We start from the raw sequence: 25740 nt of genomic DNA on the forward strand, positions 1-25740 counted from the left end.
GCCGCCTTCACCTTTGCGAACCGCCGCGGCCCCAGCGCGGCGGCGGGGGCTGCGAGTTGGGATTCTGCGGCGGCTTGTTGCCACGCCCAAAGACCAGCGAAAGCACCAGCCCAGCCAAGCCGACGCCCATCAGCGTGTAACCGGCCGGCTGCGCGCGTTCGTCGGCTGAGCCGGTGCCCGCACGCAAGATCAGGTCGACGGCGCGCATGTCGATCCCGTCCGCATCGCCCGGACCGACAGTGAAGACGTAAGCGCCCGGCGTGACCGTCTCTATCACGCCGGCCTCGTCGCGAAAGATCTTGTCGGGCAGCTGCGGGCTCACCTGGCGTGGATTGTCGGTGTGGTTGAAGGAGAGCGTCGAGGCGAGCGCCGTGCGGCCGCCGCTTGCCGCGGTCAGTGTCAGCACCGTGTGCTGCTGCGAGGCGACGCGCTCGGCACGCGCGGTGAGGTCGACCAGCACGCGGACAGGCGCGTCGCGCGCAGCGAGCCGTACGGTCGCCGGCCGGAAGCGGCCGCCCTCGTAGACGCGCCAGGTGCCGATCGCATGGCCGGAGAAATTGCTCACCGCCCAGGGATAGAAGACCCCGATGGCAGCGCCGGCGATGAGGACAAGAACCGAGAGGAAGCGCATTGAAAGCCCTGGTTAGAGTTTCTTGCGGGCGCGATCGCCACTTTTGGCGGCCTCGTCCCGGGCAGCGTCGCGAATCCGCTCCATCTCGTCCAGAAACATCTCCAGGCCAAGCTCGAAAGTCTTGTCGAAACCGCTTGTGCCAAAATAAGCCGCGGCCGCCACGACACTGGGATAGTCGCGCTGCAATTCTTCGTCGCTGACCGTGGTGACCGCCGATGGCCCCTTGGCGTAGCCGGCGGTCTCGTCGAGGATCGCGCCCATCAGATAATAGCCCGCGGCGCGGAACAAACGGGCGCTGAGCTCAGGTCCGAAGCCGCCATCCTCGAACAGGCCGATGATGGCGTTCAACTTGGCGAGGCAGGGCGGCGAGTTCATGCGATAGACGACGATGAACGGCGCGAAGGCCGGATGCTCCGTCGCCACACGCCGGAATTCCTGCATACCGATGCGCGCCCGCTCACGCCAAGGAAGGCTGTCATCGGGGATCACGAGCCCGCTCATCTGGCGATCGACCAGCGCCTCGTAGAGATGCGCCTGCGAGGGAAAGTGATGGTAGATGCTCATCGCCTCGCAGCCGAGCCTGGCGGCGAGCTTGCGCATCGAGAAGCCGGAGAGCCCTTCCCGCTCGATCACCTCAAAGGCCGCGTCCTCGATCATCTCGCGGGACAATTTTCCGCGGGTTCGGGTTTTCTTGCTCGGTGAGTCCATGGCGCCGCTTGACAACTTACACTGTAAGGTTCATGTTCCAGATCACCTTACACCGTAAGGCTAACAAAAACCAGAGGAGAACACCATGCCTGTCATTCGCATCATCTCAAGCGCGCATTCCTACCTTCGTTCCGCCTCGCTGCTCGCCGCTATCGCGTTCACCGCGGCCTTGACCATGCCTGCCGGCGCGGACGACTACGACGCCGCCATCAAGGACATCCAGTCGACCGTTGGGGGCGTGCCCGGCTTCATGAAGCAGTTCCCGAAAGCCGCTCTGCCCGGCGCGTGGGCAGAGGTCAAGGCCATCGAGCTCAGCGACAAGACGGCGCTGCCGCCGAAGGTGAAGTCGCTGATCTCGCTGGCGGTCGCGGCGCAAATCCCCTGCAATTATTGTGTCTGGTCGGACACCGAGAACGCCAAACGCGCCGGCGCCACCGACGAGGAGATCCAGGAGGCAGTCGCCTTGGCGGCCTTGACCCGCCACTGGAGCACCATCTTCTACGGCATGCAGGTCGACTTCGCCCAGTTCAAGAAGGAGATGGGCGGAGAATAAGGAGGGGCAATGAGGAGTAGAAACGGGAATGCACGGCGTCCAGTTGTCCAACCTGCGCTACTCCTTGTTGATGCACCTCAGAGTGGTGGCGATGCCGGGAGGCCATCTCGGCGTGCCGGACAGCACGGCTGCGGAACCGTCGTCACCACGGCCGCCTAGCCCCGATCAATTCGGAAAGCGCGTTTCGCAGACAGGGCCTACAGGCTCGCCAGATCTACCTGTTGGCGAACTAAGATATACTTGCGCAATTTTCTAGCCCGAAAGACCGGCCGCAAGAAATGCCAGAGCCCGAGAGACGACGCCAGACGCGTTCCTTGTCCTTCACCTTGAAGCCTTCCGCCCCTAACGCTCGACAAGCTTTGCGTAGGCCGCGGCACGCGGTGCTTTACCGCGGGAAAACCGGCCGGAACCGACCCCTTCTATGACGCAAAAGGCGCGCCTGCCTACGCTTACAGTTAACCAACCGCAAAAGACTGAAGTTAATGAATCCCTAAATTAGTTGACTATGCCGCGCACAGGTATATCTTTCCATACGTTGGGTGTGCAATTTGGGCGAGCAGTCCGCGGTGGTGGCAACCATGTTCGTGGATCGCGACTTAGGGGCAATGGGAAGCTGAGCGGCAGCACATAAGCCGTACGGCAACGACCCCGCTTACTCAGACAAAACACATCGTGTTTTTTGGCGACTTCGCGCATGCGGAGGGGATCGCCATGATTTCACCTGGTCGGGCAACGCTGTTGCCCCGGCCCGGAACGACGATGCGTGGGTGTGTGCGAGTGTGAGGTCGCCATGGGTAGGGTCATCAAAGTTCTGAAGCTGGACACCAAGCCGGGACGGAGGCGTGCCGATCAAGGACGCGCGCTGGTCGCCGGCGGAGCAGGATTTCTGGGTTCTCATCTGTGCCAAAGGCTGCTTGCCGATGGATATGAAGTCATCGCGCTGGACAATTTCCACACGGGCAAGCGCTACAACCTGTCAGCGATAGCGCGTGACGCGACTTTCGCCTGCATCAGGCACGACATCGTCGAGGAACTGCCGACGGACCTTGCTGTCGACGAGATCTACAATCTCGCCTGCCCGGCTTCTCCGCCGCATTATCAGGCCGATCCGATCCACACCTTCAAGACCAGCGTGCTCGGCTCGATCAACCTTCTGGAGCTCGCGCGGCGACACAACGCCAAGATCTTCCAGGCCTCGACTTCGGAGGTCTATGGCGATCCGCTGGTGCATCCGCAGCCCGAAGGTTACTTCGGCAATGTCAACACGCACGGTCCGCGCTCCTGCTACGACGAGGGCAAGCGCTCGGCCGAGACGCTGTTCTTCGATTACTCGCGGACATACGGCATCGATGTCCGCGTCGCGCGCATCTTCAACACCTACGGTCCGCGCATGCGGCCCGACGACGGCCGCGTGGTGTCGAACTTCATCGTCCAGGCGCTGCGCGGCGACGACATCACCGTCTACGGCAGCGGCGGGCAGACGCGCTCCTTCTGCTTCGTCGACGACCTGATCGAAGGCTTCGTGCGCCTGATGAACGCCGGCGTGGCCCCTCAGCACCCGGTCAATCTCGGCAACCCCGTCGAATTCACCGTCATGGAATTGGCCGAGCTGGTCATCGACTATACGAATTCACGCTCGCGCATCGTGCACCGGCCGCTGCCGGTCGACGACCCTAGGCAGCGCAAGCCCGATATCTCGTTTGCCAGGCAGCATCTCGGCTGGGAGCCGAAGGTTGCGCTGAGCGAAGGCCTCGCCCACACCACTGCCTATTTCGACGCCGTCCTGGGCGGACGCCGGTTCATCGCCCCGCGCAGGGTCCAGGCATCAACCGCCAGGGAGGCAACGGCATGATGACCCGCCGCCCCGTTCTGGTGACGGGTGGCGCCGGCTTCATCGGCAGCCATGCCTGCAAGCTGCTGTCGGCGGCGGGCTACTTGCCGGTGGTCTACGACAATTTGAGCCGCGGCAACGAGAAAGCCGTCGCCTGGGGGCCGCTGGTCGTCGGCGACATCCGCGACCGCGAAGCGTTGCGGCGGGCGATCGAGACTCACAGACCACAAGCGATCATCCATTTCGCCGCCCTTGCCTATGTCGGCGAGTCGGTCAGCGCGCCGGCGGATTACTATGCGACCAATGTCGGCGGCACCATCGCCGTACTGGACGCCGCGCGGGCAAGCGGCATCGACAAGGTGATCTTTTCCTCGAGCTGCGCGACCTATGGCGTGCCGGAAGCATTGCCGGTGAGCGAGGCCTCGCCGCAGAAGCCGATCAGCCCCTATGGCCGCAGCAAGCTGATGGGCGAAGAAATCATCAGGGACTATGCCGCTGCCTATGGAACGAGATACGCGATCCTTCGCTACTTCAACGCCTGCGGCGCCGATCCCGAAGGCGAGCTTGGCGAGTGGCATACACCCGAAACCCACCTCATTCCGAGGGTGCTGATGGCGGCGTCCGGCATGATCGAGGCGATCGAGGTCTTCGGCGCCGATTACGAGACGGCGGACGGCACATGCGTGCGCGACTACATCCACGTCAGCGACCTCGCCCGCGCGCATCTCATGGCATTGATGCATCTCGAGGCCGGCGGCGACAGCCTGTCCGTCAATCTCGGCACCGGCCGAGGCATCTCGATAAAGGAGATCCTCGAGGCCGTCGGCCGCGTCACCGGCCGGACGGTCCCGGTCGCCTATAAACCGCGCCGGCCCGGCGACCCGGCCGGGCTGTTCGCCGATCCCAGCCTTGCACAAGAGCAGTTGGGCTTTGTGGCGGAACTTTCCGATCTCGACACCATCGTCAGGACGGCAGCGCCCGTCTTCGGGCTCCGACCGGCCCTGAAGCCGAAGGTTTTCAAAGCGTCCACCGACGTCTCGCGCGCGAAGCGCGCGCCGCGCGGCATGAACGCCGCGGAAAAACGCCAGCCTGCACGGCTGGCAGTCGTCCCTGTGAGTACTGTGTCGGGGCGTGGGCTCGCTGAGCTGGGTTGAGGGCTTCTCTCAGCGAGCCTCTTAGATTTGATCCGCTGGGACAATTCCGAGCGGAAACTGCTAGAGCAATTCCAGGACGTGCGCAGCGGCTTCCGTCCGGAATTGCGTGAGCAAAGAGATAGAGCGGTTCGGCGTTTCCGTGAAACGGCCAGCCGCTCTAGGCATCTTTCTGGACGTGCTTCAGCAGCGACTAACTCTTGGGATCGACCAGCTTGCGGGCCTTTTCGAAATCGACGCTCCTGGTATCGCCCGCCTGAATTTTCTTGAGCTCGTCGGCCGAATTGTCCGAAGCGTGCCTGAAGCTGTACCACCGGCCATCCGGATCCCTCCGTTGCTGGACGGTCCCGTTCAGGACGCGATGGCTGAAACAGGTGCGGATGGGCTGTGCCGTATAGGCCGTGGACCGCCAGACGAGCTCCATGCACATCTTGCCATCATTGCTGAGATGCCATGTACCTTCGGCGAAGGACGTTGAACCAGGCTTGGACGTCCAGGCACGCATGCGCCTGTCCTGGGCGAAATAGGCGGCTCCGTCCTCCCAGTTCCAGGTGCGGTCGGCATAGAACAACTGCAACTCAAATGCCGTCGGCGTGGTGCCTGCTTGTGCCGCTGCCGGAGACCCAGCGCCGGCTGCGTGAGCAACGCCGGACAGCGCCACTCCACCGCAGAAGAGCAGAAGCATCAGGTCCGCGCGCCGCGCAGAACGACGGCACCTCACGCTCCGCGCTGGTCTGGACGGCATATTTTTCGAACTGCAGGAATGATGAGCGATAACATTTCGACGACGCCTTTCGATCTGGCGTCACTACCCAGATTGGGTATTCGATCCCAATGCGCAGCTACCGCCCCCACGTGATATTAACTGCCGCTCGAGGAATGGTGTCAACCTTCCCGTCGCAGCGAGCCAGGATCGCCCGCGAACGGTGATTGCGGCCGCGCCAAAGCTTGTGGATGGGCAAGCCGCTGGTTTATAGGATCGGCCGCTTATGATGGAGCAGAAACGTTGAACGGGCCGGCGACCACGGAAGGGCTCGGAATCTTGGCGCCTCGCCAGGCCATTGGAAGCCGGCAAGGGAGCCGGCGGCCTGGAGCCGTCCCCGGCCGTGCGCCCGATTTCGAAATCGAAGCAATTACCCGGAGTGCGGCGGTCGGCGCCATTCGGAGAACTGGTTGAAAAAAGCATTCTCGATAATCGTCACCCTGGCGCTGCTGGCCTGGCTTGCGGCAGACTCGCGCTGGAAGATGGTGGGCGACGCCTTCGCCAGCATCACGCCCGGCGCCTTCGCTGCGGTGACGCTGGCGCTGTTCGTCACTTATGTGCTGCGCGCGCTGCGGGTCTGCGACGAGTTCCGCGACGAGGTGAACGGCCGCTTCGGCGCCTGCCTGCGCGTCATCCTCATTCACAACGCCATGATCAACGTGGTGCCGTTCCGCGGCGGCGAGACCGCCTTCCCGCTGCTGTTGCGGCGGGTGTTCGGCATCTCGATCGTGCGCGCCGGCGCTTCGCTCCTGTGGTTCAGGCTGCAGGACGCCTTCGTCGTCGGCGTGCTCGCGTGCCTGGTGTGGCCCGGTCTTCACCCGGCGCTCAGGGCCGCGGGAATAGCAGCGCTGATTGCCTCCGCCTGGTATCTGCCGCGCTGGTCGCGCGCGCCGCATGACTGGGCCGGGCGCGGCAGCATCGTCTCGAAGCTCGGCAAGCTGCGCGATATCTTCACCGAGGCCACGAGGCGCTCCCGCTACGGCTGGTGGTGGACGGTCGCCAACTGGACGCTGAAGCTTGCCGTGCAGGGATGGCTGCTCGCCATGCTGCTCGGCACCTCTTTCCAGACTGCCTTTCCCGGCGCCGTCGGCGCCGAGGCCGCCGCCATCCTGCCGGTGCAGGGTGTCGCCGGCTTCGGCACTTACGAGGCTGGAGCCGCCGCAGCGCTGCTCTATTCCGGCATCGCCATGAAGAACGGGCTGCAGGCGGCGCTGGCGCTGCATCTGTTCATCCTCTGCTCGGCCGTTGCCACCGGTGCGATCGCCTGGCTGTTTCCCTCGAAATCGACGCTGCCGGAGACGCCGGCTACGGGACCCGCAAGGAAATGACCGCCATGGACATGCTTCCCATTCCTCAGTCGGGGCTGCCTGCCGGTGCCGTCATGCCCGAGCACCAGCTTTCCATCGTCATCCCGATGTATAACGAGGCCGACAACGTCGAGCCGCTGATCGTGCGTATCCACCAGGCGATGGAGAACTACAGCCAGCCCTGGGAAGTGGTGCTGGTGGACGACGGCAGCACCGACGCCACGCCGAACGAAATTCGCCGCCTGGCGGCCGAATACGGTGCGCATGTGCACGCTGTGGAGCTGGTGCGGAACTTCAAGCAGACGGCGGCCATGCAGGCCGGCCTCGACGCTGCCCGCGGCGATGTCATAGCGACGCTCGACGGCGACCTGCAGAACGATCCGTTCGACATACCGCGCATGGTCTATCGACTGCTGACCGAGGACCTCGACCTCGTCGCCGGCTGGCGCAAGAACCGCCAGGAGGGTTTCTGGATGCGCCGGCTGCCGTCACGCATCGCCAACTCGCTGATCGCGCGCGTCACCGGGGTTCGGCTGAAGGACTATGGCTGCAGCCTCAAAGTGTTCCGCGGCAGCGTCATCCGCAGCGTCAGGCTCTATGGCGAAATGCATCGCTTCATCCCGGCCTGGTTGGCGACGGTGACGACGCCGCGCCGTATCGCCCAGGAGGTGGTGACGCATCACGCCCGCATCCACGGCCAGTCGAAATACGGCATCTCGCGCACCTTCCGCGTGGTGCTCGACCTGGTCTTCATGTTCTTCTTCATGCGCTACCGCACCAGGCCCGGCCATTTCTTCGGCGGGATCGGCATCGTGTTCGGCGTGCTCGGCTCGCTGATCCTTGCTTACCTGTTCAGCTTGAAGGTGTTTTTCGGACAGGACATTGGAACGCGCCCGATGCTGTTCACCGGCTTCTTCCTGGTCATCGCCGGCCTGCAGATGGTAACGTCGGGCGTGCTCGCCGAGATGCTGTCGCGCGTCTATCTCGAGGCGAATGTTTCGCTCGCTTATGTGGCGCGCCCGCAGCCCGCGCCCGGCGAAGGCGATGGCTGGCGTTGGCCGAGCCCGCCCGCGCAAGCCAAGAAAGCCCCGAGACGGAAATGATCCCGCCCCTGCCCTCATCCGAGGTCCGCGCATGACCATCCTTGTGACCGGAGCCGCCGGCTTCATCGGCAGCCATGTCTGCGAGCGCCTGCTCGCCCGCGGCGACGCCGTTGTCGGCGTCGACTGCATGAACGCCTACTACGACCCGGCATTGAAGGCGGCACGGCTCGCCAGGCTTTCCGGCCGGCACGGATTTTCGTTCCGCCAACTCGACATAGCCGAGCCGGGCGCGCTGGCGGCGAATCTCGAGGGAACGCTGCTGAGCGGCATCGTGCATCTCGGCGCCCAGGCGGGCGTGCGCTATTCGCTCGAAAATCCGCGCGCCTATATCCACGCCAACATCGCCGGCCACCTGGAGGTGCTGGAGCTCTGCCGTGCATCGCCCGAGATCAAGCATCTGGTCTATGCCTCGTCGAGCTCGGTCTATGGCGGCAACACCAAGGTGCCGTTCGTGGAAACCGACCGCGTCGACAATCCGGTGTCGATCTACGCGGCGACCAAGAAGGCGGACGAGCTGATCAGTTCGACCTATTCGCATCTCTTTGGGCTGCCGCAGACGGGCCTGCGCTTCTTCACCGTCTATGGCCCCTGGGGACGACCGGACATGGCGGCCTGGATCTTCACCGAGGCGATGCTCTCCGGCAAGCCGATCCGCGTCTTCAATCACGGCGAGATGTGGCGCGATTTCACCTATGTCGACGACGTTGTCGAGGGCGTGATTGCGGTTCTCGACAAGCCGCCGGCGGCCGGCCGCGAGCGCCACCGCATCTACAACATCGGCAACAGCCAGCCGGTGCATCTCGGTCGCTTCATCGAGACGCTGGAAGGGCTGCTCGGTGTGAAGGCCATCCGTGAGGATCTGCCCATGCAGCCCGGCGATGTCGAGAAGACCTTTGCCGACACCAGCGCGCTCGAGCGCGACATCGGCTTCAAGCCGAAAGTGCCGATCGAGGAAGGACTGGCGAAATTCGTCGACTGGTACCGGCGGGAATGGCGGCCGGAGGGCAAGCGGTAAAGCGAAACGCTGCCGCCGATGCCCTGCCCTACATGCATCCTTCGATAAACGGACCGCTGACCCATAGCGAGCCGTTGGTATACATGGCGGTTCCGCTGTCGTCGGTGTAGCCATGGGATTGCTCGTCGACGTGCAGCTTGCTGTTGGGCACAAGCTGCCCGTTCACTTTGATGTTCTTGATGAAAAGGTTGCGATCGCCGGGCCGGCCGTCTCCGGCCCACTGGTCGTTGACATAACGAATTTCGATCGTCTTTGGATTGGGCACGCCGCTGAGGTCGATGTGGAACGGTTGCGCCTCGACGGCCGCCTCCGTCAGTTCCGCTACGCGCTGCTCGCCGGTCGAGGCGTTGCTCTCCTTGCCCTGGACGGCGATCTCGCCAAGGCGCTTGCCGTCGGCGAAGACGTCGAAGCGAGGCTGACCCTGGTAGTCGGTGCCGGCCGCGTCGATCTCCAAGCTTGTGGCTGTGCAGCGCCCCGCGTCCCGGGCCGCGTTGGCGACAAGCGTGGCTATGCGCCGCTTTTGCGATTGCACCCATCCGGCAATCGGCTGCAGCAGCGCCGTTCGATCGCTCGAGCTTTCATTGAATAGGTTCGTCTTTTCACCGGGATCGGCCTTAAGGTCGTATTCCTCGACCCTGCCGGTGGTAGCGTTGAAGATCACCTTTCGATCATTATCGCGATAACCGAGCAAGGAGCCGGCCCACGGATTGAAGAAGAAGGTCCTGTTTGGCCGTTGCGCGCTGAACAGGCTGCGGCCCTGCCACTGCTCGGGCAATGGCAGTCCCAGTATGTCCATGATCGTCGGAGCGATATCGACGATGCCGCCGACCGGATGCGCGACTTCGTCATGGAAAAGGTGCTTGTTGATCATTATCAGCGGAATGTGGACGTTCTCGTCGTAGATCGCGGTGGCATGGACGTAGTCGCCATGTTCTCCGAACGCCTCGCCATGATCGCCAAGGACGACAACCAGCGTCGAATCGAGCTTGCCGGACTGCTTCAGTGAATCGAGGATTTCACCGAACGCTGCGTCGCCGACCTTCAGGGCGTTGAGATAGGCATTGAATTTTTCGTCATCGACGTAGTGCACCGGCCCGATGTCTTTGGCGGAAGGCACCATCTTCGAGAACATCGGGCTGCCGGTGATATACGGATAATGCGTCATCGCCGTGAACATGATGCCGAAGAAGGGCTTCTGCGGATCCTTCTTCATCCAGTCGATGATCGTTTGGGCAGTGCAGAGGTCACTGTTGTAGTCCATGTTCTTCCACTGCTCGGTACTGAGCTTGAAGGTCGGGGTGGCGCATTTCTGCCCCCGATAGTCCTGGATGACGTCCAGTCCCTTGTTGAGCAGGAACTCGTCCACACGCTGGAAACGGGAATCGGCGCTCCAGAAGAACCCGGTGCGAAAATTGTGCTTGGACAGGGCGTTGGAGATCGTCTCCAGCGGCAGGTACGGATATTTGGCGGTCATCCCGTAGAATGAGATGTCGTTGTACATCGAGGTCAGCAGCGAGAAGATCGAGTAGTGCGTGGACGGCGCATGCGCATAGATCTTGTCGAACCGAATGGAATCTCCGGCATAGCTCTTTATGTTTGGCGTGATCGGATACTGGCCGCCAAAGGTCTCGATGTATTTCGACGGCACGGACTCCATCATGAAAACCAGCACGTTCTTGATCGGATTTGGCGTCGGCGCCTTGAAGCTTGAGGTTTCCGCCGGACGCTCCCCGACGCTGGCGACATCGGCATCATTGCCGCCGCCGCTCATCGCAAAAGTCACCGGCGTCGAACTGAACCACGCCGACTGAACGAAATACACGATAGGATTGTCGACCTTGGACGCTGGCAGCGACTGAGCGCGCACATGATAGCCGCTGCCGACCAGGGCCGCGCCAACGCACAGAACCAAAGCGATGAGAAACCTCTTGCGGCCTGCGGAACTCAGCCGCTGGCACAAACTGCCCGCGGCGTAGCCGAGGGCCAGCACCAGAATGATGGACCCGAAAAGGATCGCGGCATCCCTCACGTTGAGGGCGTCGCCCATCGCGCTCTTGGCGTCGGCATTCTGCAGGAAGTCGCCATAGACCAGCCACTGGAAGGTGAAAGGCTCACCCAGCATCTTGACGAGATTGATGTTGGCAAATCCCCAGCCGAGCGACACCAGGACCACGAGATAGAAAAGGGAGGCGACGGCCGCGGATGCGAGCCGGCTTGACTTTGTAAGGAAGAGCAGGATCAGCGTTGCCGCCGTCACCGATGTGATGAGGATCAGGTCGTAATAGCTTGCCGCCAATCCCATGGGAATGGACGCCAGAGCCCCTTGAAATGTGGTTTGCGGATCGACGATGACGGCCCGGTAGATGCCCAGCAGAAGCCATAACCACAGGCTGGTGCAAATGACGCGCAAGGACGTCCGCGTGAAGCGAAGTTCCTGCGTCAATGCAGGTTTCGTCCTCGATCCCGTCTGGCCGCCCTCGGACCGGCTCGCCGAGCCCATACCGCCGATACTCATGAGATTGCCCACCGCCAGTTTGTGCTCCGGCCAGAAACCACGGCCGGCAGCTTTCAAACCCCGTGCGCAAAATCGGTTCGGGGCAGGAAAGAGTCAACAAAATCAAGTGTGCGTTAACGACGTCTCTTCAGAACTGGTTAACCGCAAACACTGAAAGACAATGGGTTTGCCAAAGGGCCGATCAGCGTTGGAAGCGGCGAGCTTGCGGCAACAAAGAAAGCTGAGACCGTGTTGCGCGCCGACCCGGCTTCATTCCGACGTCAGCCGAACGCGTACAGATCGTCCGTCGAGACTGCCCTGAAATAGGTCACGAATTCCCAGTAATTCTCGATGCGGTCGACGAAAGGCCGCTGCGGCGGCTTCAGGATCTCGGCCTCGAAGTGGTCCAGTCGCTGGGAACCGCCGAGATAGGCAATGATTGCATTGCCAACCAGTGGATCGCCGATGTCGCTATAGTGGATCGGGAAATACGGCTGTCGGGTCTCGAACAGCACGGATCTGATCTTTGCGCGAAACAGATTCAGCTCGCGCAGAAACGCGTTAAAACGTTCTATGTCGAAATGCACCTTCTTTCTCGGGCTGTCGGCTGCGAACCGATCGGTGGCATGGACTGTCCATACTCCGGATGCTTCCGCTTCGAGCAGCGAGACGAAGGACGCGATCGGATTCCTGACAAGCCAGAGCTTCTTGACGCTTTCATCTTCCAACACGGGGAGTATGGCCGCGCGCGTCTGGTCGGGAAATATGTGAAAACCGACGAAGCGAGCCGACGGATCGTCGAAGACGCGCGCGATGAACTGCTGCGGCTCGGCATCTCGCAAATCGACCCGATCGCGCGGCAGATCGATTTTCTCGTGATAGTCATGGCGCAAGCCGACGAAGCTCGGATTGAAGATTTCGCCGTGCAGGACCATCCCGTCATATTGGTTGAGATGGCGATTGAGCGCTTGAGAACCGGTTCGTGGCGAAGCGATCAGCACGAACTTCTGACAAGACTGCATTCACGCCACACCCGTTGGAGTTTGCCCGAACATACACAAACGACCTCTCCGTTCAAATGTGAGCGGCCGCTTGAAACGGCAACGGCGGGCGCCCTGAAGCACCCGCCGTCGTCGGTGTCCCAGCACTTGCTGCGGGGTTCAACCGCCGCGCAGGCGCGTTGGGCTGAGGCTCGCAATGGTCGAACGCTGTTCGGCGGGACAAGTCGGCAGGAACCGGCTCGCATCCGCATAGGTCATGGTGGTGACGGAGTTCTTCAGGCCGCCGCGCTTAGCGATCCAGCCGCGAACCCAGCCAGGGTAGTTCTTCATCATGAAGTCGGCCGCGACCTGGTTGCCACGCGCCCCGGCGCCATACGGCAGGTGGAAGCCGAACGATGCGTTGCGCGTGACGCAGAGCTTGCTCTTGGGCATCGCCAGGTAAAGCGTGCAGGCCGAATCGCACGCACCGTTGAAGCGCACGAAGCCGCCGCTGCGGCGCATCTTCAGCATGCGGATGGCATAGTCGATGACATAGCCGCCGCGGTCGCCGCTGATCGTCTTGACGTAGCCCTTCCCGAGATTCATGCGCGGACGCAGCAATTGGTCTGCCGAGCTCGTCGAGATCATCGCGCCCGTCAAGGCGAGCGCAGCGAGAAACTTCAATATCGTTTTCATTCGCGCCTCCTGCTATGCCGTGAACGGTTAGCCCGGACGCGTAAAGATTGGTTATGCCGTGTCGATAAACTTGTAACAATCGACTGATTGCACAGTCTTTTTAGGAGCCGCTTGATTGCACTGGTTTATCAACGGCGCAGAAGGATGATCACTGAAAAGTAAATCCGGCAAGCCTTGCCGGTCGATTTGGGTCAGAGGAACGTTCAATGACCGCTGCAAGCAAGCCGAAGCCGAAAGGCGGTAGTCGCCGCATCTGCGTGGTCACGCCTGCGATCCGGCGTGACGCCGATAAAGACGATGCCTCGGCGCCCGGCGAACTTGCAAGGCTCTTCGCCGAAAACGGAGACGACGTCACGCTGCTGTGGGTTGCCGGCCGGGACGTGCCATCCACGGACGAGGTAGCTGCCCGCCGGGCGGAGTTCGGGGCCGCCTCGGTCAAACTGGAGGTTCTCGACCGGTCCGACCAGCTACTTCCCTCGCTGGCGACGCCCGAAAGCCGCTCCGCTGCGCTGCTGCATTATCTCGAGCGGTGCAGTTACGATCTGGTCTACGCGCCGCTGGAGGGTGGCCTGCCCTACTTCACCCTGCTCGCGGCTGAGACCGACGCCTTCGCCACGCCGCCGATCGTCCTCCTTGCCCGCGCTCCGCAAGAATGGGCGCATGAGGCCGACAAAACATTCATGGGCAGCACCGAGGCGATCGCCACGGCCTACATGGAAAAGTACTGCGCCGAGATGGCCGACAGGACGGTCTGTGCATCCGCCGCCCTGCGCCAATGGATGCTGTCGAGAGGCTGGAAGGTGCGGAAGGCGACGGTGCTGCCGCCACCGCTTCGGGCCGTCCGGACCAAAGCGCCGCAGCCACCCATCGCGAGCAAGGCGCGTGAGCTTGCCGCCCTGGCCGGATCGCGCTTTCGTGACGGGCTGACGCTGCTCTGCGACGCGCTCGACATCCTCGCGCAATCGGCGCCCGAAGGGCTGACCCTCACCGCGTTCGGTCCATTCGGCAAGATCATGGGCGAGCACAGCGGCGGACTGCTTCTGCGGCGCGCCGAACGTTGGCCGTTCCGGCTCAAGCTGTTGCCGCGCGCGACCCTCGAGGAGAGGCTCGACTACCTCGCACGCAGCGGCGCCTTGGCCGTTGTCCCTAGCCTTGCCGCATCGACCGGCGAGGCCGTTGGCGCATGCACCGCGGCAGGGCTGCCCTTCGTCGCAACCAATGCCGGCGCGAATGCCGAAGCCTGGAAGGCTCAAGCCGGCCAGCCGCCGCTGGTCGAGCCCGACGCGGCGCAATTGGCGGCCGCCATGCTGGCGGCGCTCGAGAAACCGCCACGGCCACGGCGGGTCGATATGACGGGCCCCTGCCGCAAGGCATGGTTGGATACACGCCATGTGCCCGCTGCCCGGAAGCGCATTCGCAAGCAGGCCCAAGCGGCGCCCCTGGTTTCGGTGGTGATGGCGCATCGCAACCGGCCGCTCTATCTCAAACAAGCCATCGAAGCGGTCGAGGCGCAAACCTACGGCAATCTTGAACTGGTGCTGGTCGACGACGGAAGCGATCTGGAAGAAGCCAGGCAATTGCTGGATACGTTGGAACCAGGCTTCCGTAAGCGCGGATGGAGGATCCTGCGCCGGCCGCACAAGCATCTTGGCGCCGCCCGCAATGCCGGCGTGCGCGCCGCGCGCGGCGAACTGATCCTGTTCGTGGACGACGACAATGCGCTTTTTCCGGAAGCCGTCGAGCTTTTCGTCCGTGGCATGGCGGCATCGGGCGCGGACATCTGCACGGCCTTCCAATTGCTCTTCTATGAGGATTTCGTGCCCGAGGACCGGGCCGACGGCCTGATCCAGTATCTGCCGCTTGGCGGCCCCGACGCGCTGGGCCTGATCCACAACGTCTATGGCGACGCCAATGCGATGGTGCGCCGGTCTGTTTTCTCGCAGATCGGATTTTGGCTTGAGGATCCCGGCTATGCCATGCACGACTGGGAGTTCTTCGCGCGGGCCTCACTCGCCGGGCTCAAGCTCAGGCCCATTCCAAAGCCGCTCTACTGGTACCGGTCGAAACCGGACGGCATGTTCCGCACGTCGAATTGGTACGACAACCGCTTGCCTGTCCTGGAGGCGTTGCGGACGCTGCGACCCGATGACACCCGGCTGCTCCACCAGATGGCCATCGCGCAGAACACGGCGGGTTCCGAAGTCGACAGCGCGCGCGAGAACCTGAAATATACGCCTGCCGATCGCAAATATCAGGCTCTCAGCGACCTCGAGCCGAACGGCGAGGAAGCGATCGAGACGCTCGCCGGCATCGCCGCTTCGGTCGGCCGCCACGATACTGCCGCCGCCTTGCTTGGAGACGGTCTCGCCAGGCCGCAGCCAGACGCATCAGGCAGAGCCGTGGCGGCCGGCGCTTCAGGCGCGCTCGCTTACGACGTGCTGAGGGGCGCGAGGCTGCTTACGCCGCGCACTGCCGCGCTGCCGTTGTTGCTGGTGGCGCCCGACGGCGGCGGCGTGTTCCTGCGCCCGCATGCGGAGGGTGCGGTCGCCGCATCGATCGATCATCAATTCCCGCCCTTCTTCCGCAGAATAGAGGCCGCCATCGAACTCGCCCATGCCGAGGCTCCGGCAATCGCGTTCGGCCTGGCGCTCGCCCGCCCGGACCGGCCTATAGACTGGCAGCAGGATGTCGGCGCGCAGACAATCGGCTTTTCCGGCTGGATGACGGTCCGCGACAGATTCGTGCGCCACGCCCTGGCGGCGACGGTCAATGTCAGGCGCAAGATGCCGCTTTCGATCGTGCTCGCGGTGCGCTTCGCGGAAGGACCGAACGGTGCTCCGAGCAACGCCTTCTTTCGGACGCTGACGGTGTTCAGCGACTAAAGCAGGACGTTCGAAATCTGAACTCGACATGCTGCCCCGTTCGCCTGTTTTTCGGCGCCGCATTTCTGCGGCCACGACGCGATTCAGCCCCGTCGGCGAGAAATAGCCTTCACAGGCCCAAGCAGCCGCTCAAAGTTAACCATCTCTCAAGCCGATTTCTTCCGCTATGGTTGACAAATTGCTAACAAATCAATAGTATCAACACCCTATGGGGTGTGTAGTGGCAAGGGTGGGCGTAATGCGTAAGATACAGTCGCTACTTCTGGGCGGACTCAGTCTGCTCGGGTTGAGCGTCGCGTTTTCGAATGCGGCGCAAGCGCAAATCGAAGTTGCTCCAATCAAGGAAGCCGAGCTCGCCTGCGAGCAGGCCCTCAAGATCGGCACCATCGAGGCGCTAGAGGACTACCTGCATCGTTATCCGAATGCGCCAACGGCCTGCAAAGCGCTTGCTTTGAACAGCTTGTCGCAGTTTGCCGGGGGCGGTGGGAACGGCAATGGCGGGGATGGCGGCGGCCGCTACGGCGGATAATTGCCGGCCGCATTTTCGCCAATAGATCGTCAGATCAGCTGGCCGCGGTTTCGTGTAACCGCGGCCAGCCCGTCGCGACGAATTCGGCGTAGCGATCCGAGGTTTTCATCCAGTCGAGTTCCACGAGCTGGGCTGTGTCGCCGCGATAGCGCACGGACCGGTCGTTGCGAAGCGAGAGCTTCGGATTGAGCTCCAGGGCTTCCATATAGGCGGCGCGCTCTTCGAGCGTCTTTTCTTTCAGTTGCGCATTCTCGCCTAGCGAGGATGCCGATTTCTGCTGGAAGCCCCAAACAAATTTGAAGTGCAGCAGCGCGACGCGGAGTTCGCTGAACCGCACCTTGCTGATGGTGTGCTGCGCCGCGTGATAATGTGTGTCCCTGCTCCACCGCACGATCGGCACCTTGGTCAGGCACGGTGGAAAGGTCTGCTTGAAGCGGCCGCGCCAGAAAACGCGCTCGCGCACCCCGCCGAACATTTGCTCGGGAGGATAAAGTCCATCCCGAGCGCGCAACCACCCCGGCTCCGGATCGAAATAGGGGGATGCCTCCACCAGAGGGATGCTGCCGTCGTAGCTGCATTCCGCCAACGGTGCGTCCGCGTACATGTCGATCATGGATCCGATCACAGCTTCGGCCCCGGTCGACTCGAGATAATTGAAAAGCCGGCGCAGGCTGACGCGCTCGAGATCGGGATAGACAAGAAGCTCGTCGGCATCGACGGACAGACACCAGTGGCCGGAGCCGAACACGCGCATCAATGTGTTGATCCATCGCGGCGGGGTGATGTTCTCTGCGAAATGCGACCCCTCCGTGTGGAAACAATGGCTGTCCGGCTGCTGCAGGACTAGTTCTCGCGTCCCGTCCGTCGAGCCGTTGTCCAGGAAGAAGAACCGGTCGACTCCGAGCCTTCGATAATGTTCGAGAAGATGCGGCAGCAACGTCCTCTCGTTGCGCAGTGCAACGAAGCACAGAATCTCGTCCTTGCGCACGTCAAGCGGCCTATGGTCCAGCCGCTCAAGGTGTTTTGGAGGTCGATGGGCAAGCATGCGAACGCCAATCAATACGGTTTGCGCGAGGAGCCTGGACAGGCTTGCGATGATTATCCCGGTCAGACGATTATCAAAGTGTTATCCACCTGTTGGCAAGACTGCTGCGGCTGAGGATCGAGGGGGACCGATTGAAGGTTGGTTCGAAGACGGGCGCAATCTCTACGCCTAAGCGGCAGTCAAGCCACAAACCCCGCAGGGTGTGTGTCGTTTCCGAAGTCGAGTTCGGCTCGACGGTTACCGCTGATCCAGGGTCGGCGACATATGCGCTGGCGCAGCACCTGGCGAAAATCGGCGACACGGTCACGCTGCTATGGGTGCCGAGCCCGCTCGGCAGCCAGCCCGACGAGCAGGAAATCGACAGGCTCGCCAAATGGAGCTTCGATAATTTCCTGGTGCGGCTCGAGCTGCTGCCCCGGTCACCCGAATTGCTGCGTGGCCTCGAGTCCAGCGACAAGAATTCCGTAGCCGTCTACCACTACCTCAAACAGAACCCCTTCGATGTCGTCTATTTCGCGCTTGAAGGCGGGCTGGCGCATTTCCCCACCGTCGCCAAGCGCACGGGTGTCTTTGCCGACCCTCCCATCCTCGTGGTGCTCGCGCATGGGCCGCTCATGTGGGATCTGGAGGCTAACGCCAGGGCGATCGAACGCAAGGAGCAGATGACCGTCGCCCATATGGAGAGGACCTCCGCCGAGACCTGCGACCATCTCGTCGTCACAGGCCAGTCCTTGCTCGACTGGATGACCAAGGCGGGGTGGAGACTGCCGGCCAGCCAGCACATCGCGACGCCGTTGCAGCCGGAGGAGTGGCGTTCGAACTTCGCCGTCGATCACTACCGGCCCCGGGAAAAACCGGCCGCCGAGGTGGTTCATTTCTCGGGCACCAAGACGCGAAGCGGACTGACGCTGTTTTGCGACGCACTGGATCGCCTGGCCGAGAATGGCGTGACGGACCTGGCCGTGACGATCGTCGGCGCATTTGGTCATGTGCTCGGCGAGCATTCGGGCGGCATGATCCTGCGGCGCGCCCGGCATTGGCCCTTCAAGCTGAAACTGCTGCCCATCCGGGACGAGCCCGAGATCTTTCGTTACCTGCGGCAAAGCCATGCGCTGGTGGCAATCACGCACTCGGCCGCGCAGCTCCCGCTGGATGTGGTGACGTGCCTTGACGAGAAGATCCCGTTCGTCACGACGGACGTCGGCAGCATACGCGGGCTGCTTCAGCCGGAGTCCGCCGAGGCGGTCATGGTGGAGGCATCCCCCTCCGCGATCGCGGCCAAGATCCAATCCGTGCTCGAGAGCCGCTCGTTCGGTCCGGCAAAACCGTTGCTTGACCGGGAAGCGCGCGAGAAGGCCTGGAGCAAACTGCACGTCAAATTGTGCCGGCATCCGGCCAGAGCCGACGGCCCAAGCCGGAACCGCAGCCGACCGCCGCTGGTATCCATCATCACGGCGCACTACAATCGGGCGCGGCTGTTGCCGCAGGCGATTGCCTCGGTCCGGCGCCAGGACTACCCCAATATTGAACTGATCGTCGTCGATGACGGCAGCACGGATCCGGACGCAATTCGGCTGCTCAATGAAATCGAGCCCGAGTTCGAGCAACGCGGCTGGCGGATCATCCGGCAGAAGAACGGCTTCCTCGGCAAAGCGCGCAACACCGGTATTCGCGCCGCCAAGGGGTCCTTTATCCTGTTCCTGGACGACGACAACGCTCTCTTCCCCAACGCGGTCAGCACGTTCGTGGCCGGCATGCAAAAGTCCGGCGCCGATATCTGCACGACTTTCGCCAAATGGCTCAACGAGCCCTTCGTGCCGCCGGACACCAAGAGCGGCTATATGCTCTACTTTCCGGTCGGCGGTCCGCCGGACATTGCGCTAATTACCAATCCGTATGGCGACGCCAATGCGATGTTCCGGCGCGAGGTGTTCGACAAGGTTGGCTACCTCAACGAGGAGCGCGGCTTTTCGGCGAGCGATTGGGAATTCTTCCTGCGCGCCGATCTCGCGGGTCTGGAAATCGTCACCGTGCCGGAGCCGCTGTACTGGTACCGGTCTTCGCCGGCCGGCATGAACCGCAATGCCGAGTGGCTGAGGAATCGCCGGCCGATCATCGATGTGTTTCGAAAGCACAAGTTCGCGCACACCGACATGTTCGTGCAGCTCGGCATCAGCTCGAACACTGCCGATCATGAGAAGGACCTCAACCTCTGGAACCTTGAACTGCGCGTCAAGGACGAACGGTATCTGCGGCTGAGCGCAGCCTCCCCCAACTCCGCGGACGCAGTGCAGTTGCTGGCCGAGATTGCGGCGCGAGAAGGCAGGGCCGATACGGCCATTTCGCTGCTCGCTCACGCCGGACGGTCCGACTTCACGCTGGGCGTCGTCGAACTGCTCAACGCCGCCGCTGAAGAAACAGTGCCGGAACTCCATTCCTCGCTCTACAGCGAGCGCTACCTCCCGGTCGAAGCCCTGCGCCGCGCCTATGTTGGCTCGCATCCGGCTGCCGATGCGGATCTCTTGAGCTATGTCGAGCAGTCGCCGGACCAGCTGTTTGTCCAAGCCACCGCCGGCACCGTCTCAATGGCGCTGCTGAAGGGCGTCTGTCCGGCGGGGACGATCAGCGCCAGCTGCTGGGTCTATCTCGATGAGGCACTGACCGCACCGGCGCAGTTCCAGATCGCGATCGTGGACGCGGAAAACCAGACCTTTGACCAGCTCGCCCGGCTCATCGAGGATGGCGACGGGAACGGTTGGGCCGATGTCAGCCGCCCGCACGAACCACGCGAGATCGCAACGGGCGTCCACTCGCCTGCTCCCGGCAGACGCGACCTGCTGCTCGCCGTCAGATGCGGCGGCAATCGGCCGGACGCTCGGGTGCTCGGGGGCTTTTCAAGCATTCAGGTCCGAAATGTGGTTTCGACCGGCGGGAAGCACCCGCGTCTCAACGCGCCGCAAGAACGTCAACGCATGCGGCGGCTGACCGGCGAGGAGCTGAAGCGCGCAGCGCTTGTAACGAACTATCCGTCCGAGTTGCCGGCATTGCTGGTCGCCGGGGACAATGGCGGTATCTTTTTGCGGCCGAGCATCCATGGCCCGGTTGTCGCCGCCCTCAATTCGACTTTCCCGACCTTTGCCCGCAGTGTCATCGCCACGGTGGAGATCGCCCACGAGGATGCCTCGCCGTTCGAATTCGCCATGGCGCTGGGCCGGCCGGAAGAAAAACTGGTCTGGAAAAACGACACGCCGGTCGGCGCGCTGGCATTCTCCGGATGGACGCGGATTTCGAAACCTTTCGAGTTGCACGATTTGAAGGTTTCCGTCCGGGAGATCGACCGCAAATGGCTGACCATCTATCTGGCCATCAAACTGCCGCGCGGTTCGAAGCCGATGCCGTCCAACGCCTTCTGGCGCAAATTGCTGCTCGTCTGGGACTGAAGGGCGGGAGCCCGCCAATCGCGCGAACGTGACCTTTCATGGGTGCGAATCAGAGGTGCGAAGTGCGATAAGAACAGATCGGGTCAGTGTGGAAAGGCGCCAAAGAAATGAAAAGTATTGTCGGCCTTGTCCTGGGTCTTTTCATCATTCCCGTCAGCGCCGCATTTTTCACAGCCGCCGCCCAGGAGCGCGACGTCGGGCCGAAGTGCACCCAGTGGAACTCGTACCGCGTCCTGTTCAAAAAGGGCGACGGCAAGATTTCCGACGAAACCGCGAAAGGGCTGGCGGCATTCGTCAAGGACGCCGGTCGCGACTGCGGCTACCGGCTCTACGCGACGGCCAGCAAGGAAGGCGCGTACGACAAGGCGGACAGCATTGCCGGCCAAAGGCTGAACGCCACACGCGCGTTTCTGAAAGCGCAGGGCGTCAAGCCCGAAATGGTGCTGGCGCTTTCTCATTGGGTCGACGATAGCGCCAGCGATAAGAACCAGGCGCGGAGCGCTATCCTGTATACCTTGCCGAAGCAAGGGATCTCCTGCCGGCAGTATGAAAAGCGAAGCCCTGCCCAGGTCGCCCTCTTCTTCGACAGCAGATCCTCGGTGATTTCACCCCCGGTCAAACGCGACCTCGAGAAGTTCGCCAACAGCATCAAGGATTCGCGTTGCAACGTGGAACTGACGGCATTGGCCGCCAAGGAGATCACGGGCGCCAATGCGGCAAAGGCGAACAAGACTCTCGCCAAACAGCGGATCAAGGCAATCATGGACATTCTGAGCGCAGCCGGTATCGACAGCGACCGGCTGGTCGATACGAATGTTGAGTATGTCGGCGACAAGAACCCGAATACCGCCAAAAACCGCATGGCCACCGCATCGCTGATGTAGAGCGCCTGCCGCCGGCGAATGTCACGACTTTGAAAGGCCACCCGTGCTCGGTGGGGAAATGTCCGTCGAGCAAATCATGAACACTTTCTTCGGGGTTAAAGTGCATATCGCCGGCCAAGTCCACCGACAGGTGAAGGGCCTCCCGCCCAGCACGAAAATCAACAAGACGACGATCAGCGACCGCTGATCACTCTCACGCCTTGCGCTCCCAGCGACGGTCGGGCGTCTGCTGCCAGTAGGTCACCGCGTGGCCGGCTTCCTTCATCGTCTTCCAGTGGCTGCGCGCGCCTTCGAGCTGCGCTGCGTCGTGGCCGTCGAACAGGAAGACGGCGCGCTCGTAGCCCGAAAGCTCGGGCGGGTGCGCACCATCGACCAGGAAGCGGATCTGGGCAGCGTTGGGGTTGCCCTCCCCCGTGGTGAGCAGGATCGGCTGCTCGGCCGGATAGGCTTCGCGGTCGGTGGCGTGCGCGAGGAAGGAGTCGTCGCGAAACGTCCACAAATGCTGGTCGAGCGCGTCCCGCCGTTCCTCCGTGCCGGTCTGCACGACCGCGCGCCAGCCGCGCTCGACACTGCGCTCGAGCAGGCCCGGCAGGGCTTCCTCAAGCGTCGATTCGGTCAGGTGGTAGAACAGGATGTCAGCCACGACAGCCTTATCCTTCATAATGGTCGCGCACCAGCCTGTCGAGCAGCCGTACGCCAAAGCCGGAGCCCCAGGATTGGTTGATCTCGCTCGCCGGCGCGCCCATCGCGGTGCCGGCGATGTCGAGATGCGCCCAGGGCGTGTCCTTGACGAAACGCTGCAGGAACTGCGCGGCGATGATGGCGCCGCCATAGCGGCCGCCGATGTTCTTCATGTCGGCGTTCTTGGACTCGATCAGCTTGTCGTATTCGGCGCCAAGCGGCATGCGCCACAGCCGCTCCTGCGTCGCTTGGCCGGCGCCGAAAAGCCTGCCGGCCAGCTCGTCATTGTTGGAAAACAGGCCGGCATAGTGCTGGCCAAGCGCGACCATGATGGCGCCGGTCAGCGTCGCCAGATTGACCATGAATTTCGGCTTGAAGCGATCGTTGGTGTACCAGAGCGCATCGGCGAGCACCAAGCGGCCTTCTGCGTCGGTGTTCAAGACCTCGATCGTCTGGCCCGACATCGAGGTGACGATGTCGCCCGGGCGTTGCGCATGGCCGTCGACGGCGTTCTCGACCAGGCCGATGACGCCGACGATATTGGCCTTGGCTTTGCGGGCGGCCAGCGCACGGATCAGCCCGGTGACCGCGGCGGCACCGCCCATGTCGCCCTTCATGTCCTCCATGCCGGAGGCCGGCTTCATCGAATTGCCGCCGGTGTCGAAGGTGACGCCCTTGCCGATGAAGGCGATCGGCGCGTCCTTGGCCTTGCCGCCCTTCCATTGCATGACGGCCATGCGGGCGCCGCGCGGCGAGCCCTGCGCGACGCCGAGCAGCGAGCCCATGCCGAGCCTTTTCATCTCCTTCTCGGTGAGGATCTCGACCTCGACGCCAAGGCCTTCCAGTTCTTTCGCGCGAGCGGCGAACTCGACCGGACCGAGGGTATTGGCCGGCTCGTTGACGAGATCGCGCGCAAGCAGCACGCCGTCGATAACGGCCTCTTCCGCGGCGAACGCCTTCTTGGCGGCGGAAGGGTCTGCGCAGTGGATGGTTATCTTGGCCGGCTTTGCGGTTTCGGCCTTTTTGATCTCGGCCCCCTTGGCGTCGGACTGGCCTTCTTCCTTGTCCTTCCTGGTCTTGTATTTGTCGAAGCCGTAGCTGCGCAGCAGGATGCCGGCGGCAAGGTGCGCCGCCTGCCTGCCGTCCGGCTGGAGGTCCGGGAGATCGAGGATGACTGCGACTTCCACAGCCTTGCGCAGCGCGGCAGCAACCGCGCCGCCGAGCTTCAGCCAGGCGTAGTCGTCGAGGCTTGCGACCTTGCCGGCGCCAACCGCCACCAGCCGGTCGACAGAGGTTCCTTCCGGCGCCAGCACTTCCACCGAGCTCGCGAACTTGCCGGAGAAATCGGCGACCGGAAACGCGCGCGCCAATGCGCCAGCCGGGTCGCAGGCCTTCGCGGCATCGCCAAGGCCGCCGCCGTCGGCCGCAAGCACGAAGACGCTGCCTTTTTTGGGCGCGGCGAATTTGGCGAAGGCAATCGAAGGTCTCGAGGTCATCAGATCCTGCTTCCGGGGTGAGGCGCCGCGAACCGGCTTTCAAGCGTGCGCGACATTTGGTCGTTTTCGGCCATTTGGCAAGACTTTGGCCGAAATCGCTGTCTATATCGGCGCCGAAACCAACCAAGGATTCGTCGCGGCGGAACGCAAGCTTCATGCCGCAACCTGTTGTTAACCATCAATGTTTCGCATTTCTTATTCATTGACGCGGAGACTCCGCCGCGCCGGGCGCGTGGCGTGGAGAGGACAAACCAGATGAGCCGCCTATGGACCCGGTTGTGCAGGCGTCGGCGGATGACTACCTTGTCGGCGGGCATGATGCCGTTCGGCACAATCGAGAAAAGCCTTCATGAAGGTCGTTGAACGCTACATCATGCGTCGCGCTACCGCGATGTTCCTGGCGGCGCTGGCGTGGACACTGGCGATCGTGTGGACGACGCAGGTGCTCGCCAAGATCGACTTGGTCACCGACAGCGGCCAGTCGGCGTTGACCTTCTTCGAAGTCGCGGCCCTGATCATCCCCTCGATCGTCCCGATCGTGGTGCCGTTCGCGCTTGTGGTCGCGGTGGCGCAGACGCTGAGCGCCATGAACACGGATTCGGAGCTGGCGGTGATCAACGCCGCGGGCGCCTCGCGTTGGGCGATCGCGCGGCCGATCCTTCTGCTGGCGCTGGCGGCCAGCGTCTTTTCCTTTGCCGTCGATAACGGCGTCGATCCCTATGCCAGGCAGAAGAACCGGCAGCTGGTGGCGGCCTCGCGCGCCGACCTTCTGTCACTGATCATCCAGGAAGGCACCTTCCGTAAGATCGACGACGGCCTGTTCCTGCAGATCGGAGAACGGCTGCCCGACAACAAGCTCGGCGGCATCTTCGTCGCCGATTCGCGCGAGGAAGGCGCCAACCTCACCTATTACGCAAAGACCGGCAGCATCGTCGAAAAAGGCGACGAGAAGGTGCTGATGATGAATGACGGCGTCATCAACCGCAAATCGGTGACCGGCGACCTTTCGGTCATCCGTTTCACCTCCTACGCCTTCGACCTGTCGGCCTTCATGTCGGCGGCGAACGAGATCACGCTGCTGCCCAAGGACCGGACGACGCCATACCTGCTCGACCCGGATCCCAACGACAAGATGTACCAGCGCAATCCGGGCAGCTATACGGCCGAGGTCAACCAGCGCTTCTCCGAATGGTCCTATTCGCTGGTCTTCGCGCTGATCGCGCTTGCGGTCGCGGGCGACGCGCGCTCGCACCGCGAGGCGCGCATCCATCCGCTGATCACGGCAATCGCTATCGCCCTTTTCGTCCGCTGGCTTGGCTTCTTCGCCGCCGGCAAGGCCGACAAAGTCTGGTACTACGCCTATATGGTCTACGCCGTTCCGATCGTGGCGTCGGCGGTCTCCGCCTGGTTCATCGTCTCGTCGCGGAGCATGGAACTGCCCGCCGCCTGGGCCGACTGGATGACGAATCTCGCCGGCCGCGTCAGCGAGGGCTGGACGGCGCTCAAGCTGTGGCTCGCCCGGCGCGGCACCTCCGGCCAGGGAGCCTGACG

General features: G+C 62.9%; 20 protein-coding genes. 11 read left to right on the forward strand and 9 right to left on the reverse strand.

The features are described from left to right. Positions 1–7 precede the first annotated feature (7 nt). Both CK218_RS25075 and CK218_RS25080 read right to left on the reverse strand, forming a co-directional pair. Complete coding sequence (locus CK218_RS25075; protein WP_095829246.1) at positions 8–631, reverse strand: hypothetical protein; 624 nt, start codon at positions 629–631, stop codon at positions 8–10. Between the two features lie 12 nt (positions 632–643). Next, a complete protein-coding gene (locus CK218_RS25080) occupies positions 644–1288 on the reverse strand; it encodes a TetR/AcrR family transcriptional regulator (RefSeq protein WP_245322283.1) in 645 nt (214 codons plus the stop codon). A 136-nt stretch (positions 1289–1424) separates the two neighbouring features. Here CK218_RS25080 and CK218_RS25085 point away from each other — a divergent pair, with 136 nt between their 5' ends. The 3 genes from CK218_RS25085 to galE all read left to right on the forward strand — a co-directional run bounded on the left by CK218_RS25085 (position 1425) and on the right by galE (position 4877). Further along, a complete protein-coding gene (locus CK218_RS25085) occupies positions 1425–1892 on the forward strand; it encodes a carboxymuconolactone decarboxylase family protein (RefSeq protein ID WP_095829248.1) in 468 nt (155 codons plus the stop codon). A 790-nt stretch (positions 1893–2682) separates the two neighbouring features. Then, the gene (locus tag CK218_RS25090; RefSeq protein WP_095829249.1) at positions 2683–3744 is read left to right on the forward strand and encodes a UDP-glucuronic acid decarboxylase family protein; all 1062 of its coding nucleotides are present in this window, start codon (positions 2683–2685) and stop codon (positions 3742–3744) included. Then, entirely contained in the window at positions 3744–4877 is a 1134-nt protein-coding gene (gene galE / locus CK218_RS25095; RefSeq protein ID WP_095829306.1) for a UDP-glucose 4-epimerase GalE, read from the forward strand. The genes CK218_RS25090 and galE overlap by 1 nt, the downstream gene beginning before the upstream one ends. Before the next feature lie 190 nt (positions 4878–5067). On the opposite strand, the gene CK218_RS25100 is transcribed toward galE, so the two are convergent. Next, entirely contained in the window at positions 5068–5559 is a 492-nt protein-coding gene (locus tag CK218_RS25100) for a DUF995 domain-containing protein (protein WP_245435187.1), read from the reverse strand. A gap of 488 nt (positions 5560–6047) precedes the next feature. On the opposite strand from CK218_RS25100, the gene CK218_RS25105 reads away from it, so the two are divergent. The 3 genes from CK218_RS25105 to CK218_RS25115 are packed head-to-tail and all read left to right on the forward strand — an operon-like array spanning position 6048 to position 9062. Further along, positions 6048–6965, forward strand: a complete 918-nt coding sequence (locus tag CK218_RS25105; RefSeq protein WP_095829250.1) for a lysylphosphatidylglycerol synthase domain-containing protein — start codon at positions 6048–6050, stop codon at positions 6963–6965. A gap of 5 nt (positions 6966–6970) precedes the next feature. After that, on the forward strand, positions 6971–8047 hold the full coding sequence (locus tag CK218_RS25110) for a glycosyltransferase family 2 protein (protein WP_066995901.1): 1077 nt from the start codon (positions 6971–6973) through the stop codon (positions 8045–8047). 31 nt (positions 8048–8078) lie between these two features. Next, positions 8079–9062 (forward strand): NAD-dependent epimerase/dehydratase family protein, encoded by a 984-nt coding sequence (locus CK218_RS25115; RefSeq protein ID WP_095829251.1) that lies wholly within the window; start codon positions 8079–8081, stop codon positions 9060–9062. Positions 9063–9090: 28 nt separating this feature from the next. Here the strand turns inward: CK218_RS25115 and CK218_RS25120 are convergent, their stop codons facing one another. The 3 genes from CK218_RS25120 to CK218_RS25130 all read right to left on the reverse strand — a co-directional run bounded on the left by CK218_RS25120 (position 9091) and on the right by CK218_RS25130 (position 13232). Further along, a complete protein-coding gene (locus CK218_RS25120; RefSeq protein ID WP_179294597.1) occupies positions 9091–11505 on the reverse strand; it encodes a sulfatase-like hydrolase/transferase in 2415 nt (804 codons plus the stop codon). A 332-nt stretch (positions 11506–11837) separates the two neighbouring features. Continuing rightward, complete coding sequence (locus CK218_RS25125; RefSeq protein ID WP_143749701.1) at positions 11838–12578, reverse strand: sulfotransferase domain-containing protein; 741 nt, start codon at positions 12576–12578, stop codon at positions 11838–11840. A gap of 138 nt (positions 12579–12716) precedes the next feature. Further along, entirely contained in the window at positions 12717–13232 is a 516-nt protein-coding gene (locus CK218_RS25130; RefSeq protein ID WP_245430699.1) for a hypothetical protein, read from the reverse strand. A gap of 206 nt (positions 13233–13438) precedes the next feature. Here CK218_RS25130 and CK218_RS25135 point away from each other — a divergent pair, with 206 nt between their 5' ends. Both CK218_RS25135 and CK218_RS25140 read left to right on the forward strand, forming a co-directional pair. Continuing rightward, the gene (locus CK218_RS25135; RefSeq protein ID WP_095829254.1) at positions 13439–16114 is read left to right on the forward strand and encodes a DUF6212 domain-containing protein; all 2676 of its coding nucleotides are present in this window, start codon (positions 13439–13441) and stop codon (positions 16112–16114) included. Positions 16115–16352: 238 nt separating this feature from the next. Further along, positions 16353–16643 carry a hypothetical protein gene (locus tag CK218_RS25140; RefSeq protein ID WP_127215833.1) on the forward strand — a complete coding sequence of 97 codons (291 nt, stop codon included), beginning with the start codon at positions 16353–16355 and terminating at the stop codon, positions 16641–16643. A gap of 34 nt (positions 16644–16677) precedes the next feature. Here CK218_RS25140 and CK218_RS25145 read toward each other — a convergent pair whose 3' ends face one another. Continuing rightward, complete coding sequence (locus tag CK218_RS25145; protein WP_179294598.1) at positions 16678–17631, reverse strand: glycosyltransferase family 2 protein; 954 nt, start codon at positions 17629–17631, stop codon at positions 16678–16680. Positions 17632–17888: 257 nt separating this feature from the next. Here CK218_RS25145 and CK218_RS25150 point away from each other — a divergent pair, with 257 nt between their 5' ends. After that, positions 17889–21128, forward strand: a complete 3240-nt coding sequence (locus CK218_RS25150; RefSeq protein WP_095829256.1) for a DUF6212 domain-containing protein — start codon at positions 17889–17891, stop codon at positions 21126–21128. A 107-nt stretch (positions 21129–21235) separates the two neighbouring features. Further along, on the forward strand, positions 21236–22012 hold the full coding sequence (locus tag CK218_RS25155) for an OmpA family protein (RefSeq protein WP_095829257.1): 777 nt from the start codon (positions 21236–21238) through the stop codon (positions 22010–22012). A 193-nt stretch (positions 22013–22205) separates the two neighbouring features. On the opposite strand, the gene CK218_RS25160 is transcribed toward CK218_RS25155, so the two are convergent. Both CK218_RS25160 and CK218_RS25165 read right to left on the reverse strand, forming a co-directional pair. Continuing rightward, positions 22206–22655 (reverse strand): DNA polymerase III subunit chi, encoded by a 450-nt coding sequence (locus CK218_RS25160; RefSeq protein ID WP_066995722.1) that lies wholly within the window; start codon positions 22653–22655, stop codon positions 22206–22208. A 7-nt stretch (positions 22656–22662) separates the two neighbouring features. Next, entirely contained in the window at positions 22663–24189 is a 1527-nt protein-coding gene (locus tag CK218_RS25165) for a leucyl aminopeptidase (RefSeq protein WP_095829258.1), read from the reverse strand. 349 nt (positions 24190–24538) lie between these two features. Here CK218_RS25165 and lptF point away from each other — a divergent pair, with 349 nt between their 5' ends. Beyond that, the gene (gene lptF, locus CK218_RS25170) at positions 24539–25738 is read left to right on the forward strand and encodes an LPS export ABC transporter permease LptF (protein WP_095779171.1); all 1200 of its coding nucleotides are present in this window, start codon (positions 24539–24541) and stop codon (positions 25736–25738) included. Positions 25739–25740: the final 2 nt, after the last annotated feature.

This window comes from Mesorhizobium sp. WSM3879, assembly GCF_002294915.1.
Lineage (GTDB): Bacteria > Pseudomonadota > Alphaproteobacteria > Rhizobiales > Rhizobiaceae > Mesorhizobium.

Coding starts and splice junctions, on each gene's coding strand:
- CK218_RS25125 (WP_143749701.1), bottom strand. CDS start 12,578: ATGCAGTCTTGTCAGAAGTTCGTGCTGATCGCTTCGCCACGAACCGGT.
- lptF (WP_095779171.1), top strand. CDS start 24,539: ATGAAGGTCGTTGAACGCTACATCATGCGTCGCGCTACCGCGATGTTC.
- CK218_RS25115 (WP_095829251.1), top strand. CDS start 8,079: ATGACCATCCTTGTGACCGGAGCCGCCGGCTTCATCGGCAGCCATGTC.
- CK218_RS25075 (WP_095829246.1), bottom strand. CDS start 631: ATGCGCTTCCTCTCGGTTCTTGTCCTCATCGCCGGCGCTGCCATCGGG.
- CK218_RS25140 (WP_127215833.1), top strand. CDS start 16,353: ATGCGTAAGATACAGTCGCTACTTCTGGGCGGACTCAGTCTGCTCGGG.
- galE (WP_095829306.1), top strand. CDS start 3,744: ATGACCCGCCGCCCCGTTCTGGTGACGGGTGGCGCCGGCTTCATCGGC.
- CK218_RS25135 (WP_095829254.1), top strand. CDS start 13,439: ATGACCGCTGCAAGCAAGCCGAAGCCGAAAGGCGGTAGTCGCCGCATC.
- CK218_RS25130 (WP_245430699.1), bottom strand. CDS start 13,232: ATGAAAACGATATTGAAGTTTCTCGCTGCGCTCGCCTTGACGGGCGCG.
- CK218_RS25090 (WP_095829249.1), top strand. CDS start 2,683: ATGGGTAGGGTCATCAAAGTTCTGAAGCTGGACACCAAGCCGGGACGG.
- CK218_RS25100 (WP_245435187.1), bottom strand. CDS start 5,559: ATGCTTCTGCTCTTCTGCGGTGGAGTGGCGCTGTCCGGCGTTGCTCAC.
- CK218_RS25085 (WP_095829248.1), top strand. CDS start 1,425: ATGCCTGTCATTCGCATCATCTCAAGCGCGCATTCCTACCTTCGTTCC.
- CK218_RS25155 (WP_095829257.1), top strand. CDS start 21,236: ATGAAAAGTATTGTCGGCCTTGTCCTGGGTCTTTTCATCATTCCCGTC.
- CK218_RS25080 (WP_245322283.1), bottom strand. CDS start 1,288: ATGATCGAGGACGCGGCCTTTGAGGTGATCGAGCGGGAAGGGCTCTCC.
- CK218_RS25110 (WP_066995901.1), top strand. CDS start 6,971: ATGGACATGCTTCCCATTCCTCAGTCGGGGCTGCCTGCCGGTGCCGTC.
- CK218_RS25165 (WP_095829258.1), bottom strand. CDS start 24,189: ATGACCTCGAGACCTTCGATTGCCTTCGCCAAATTCGCCGCGCCCAAA.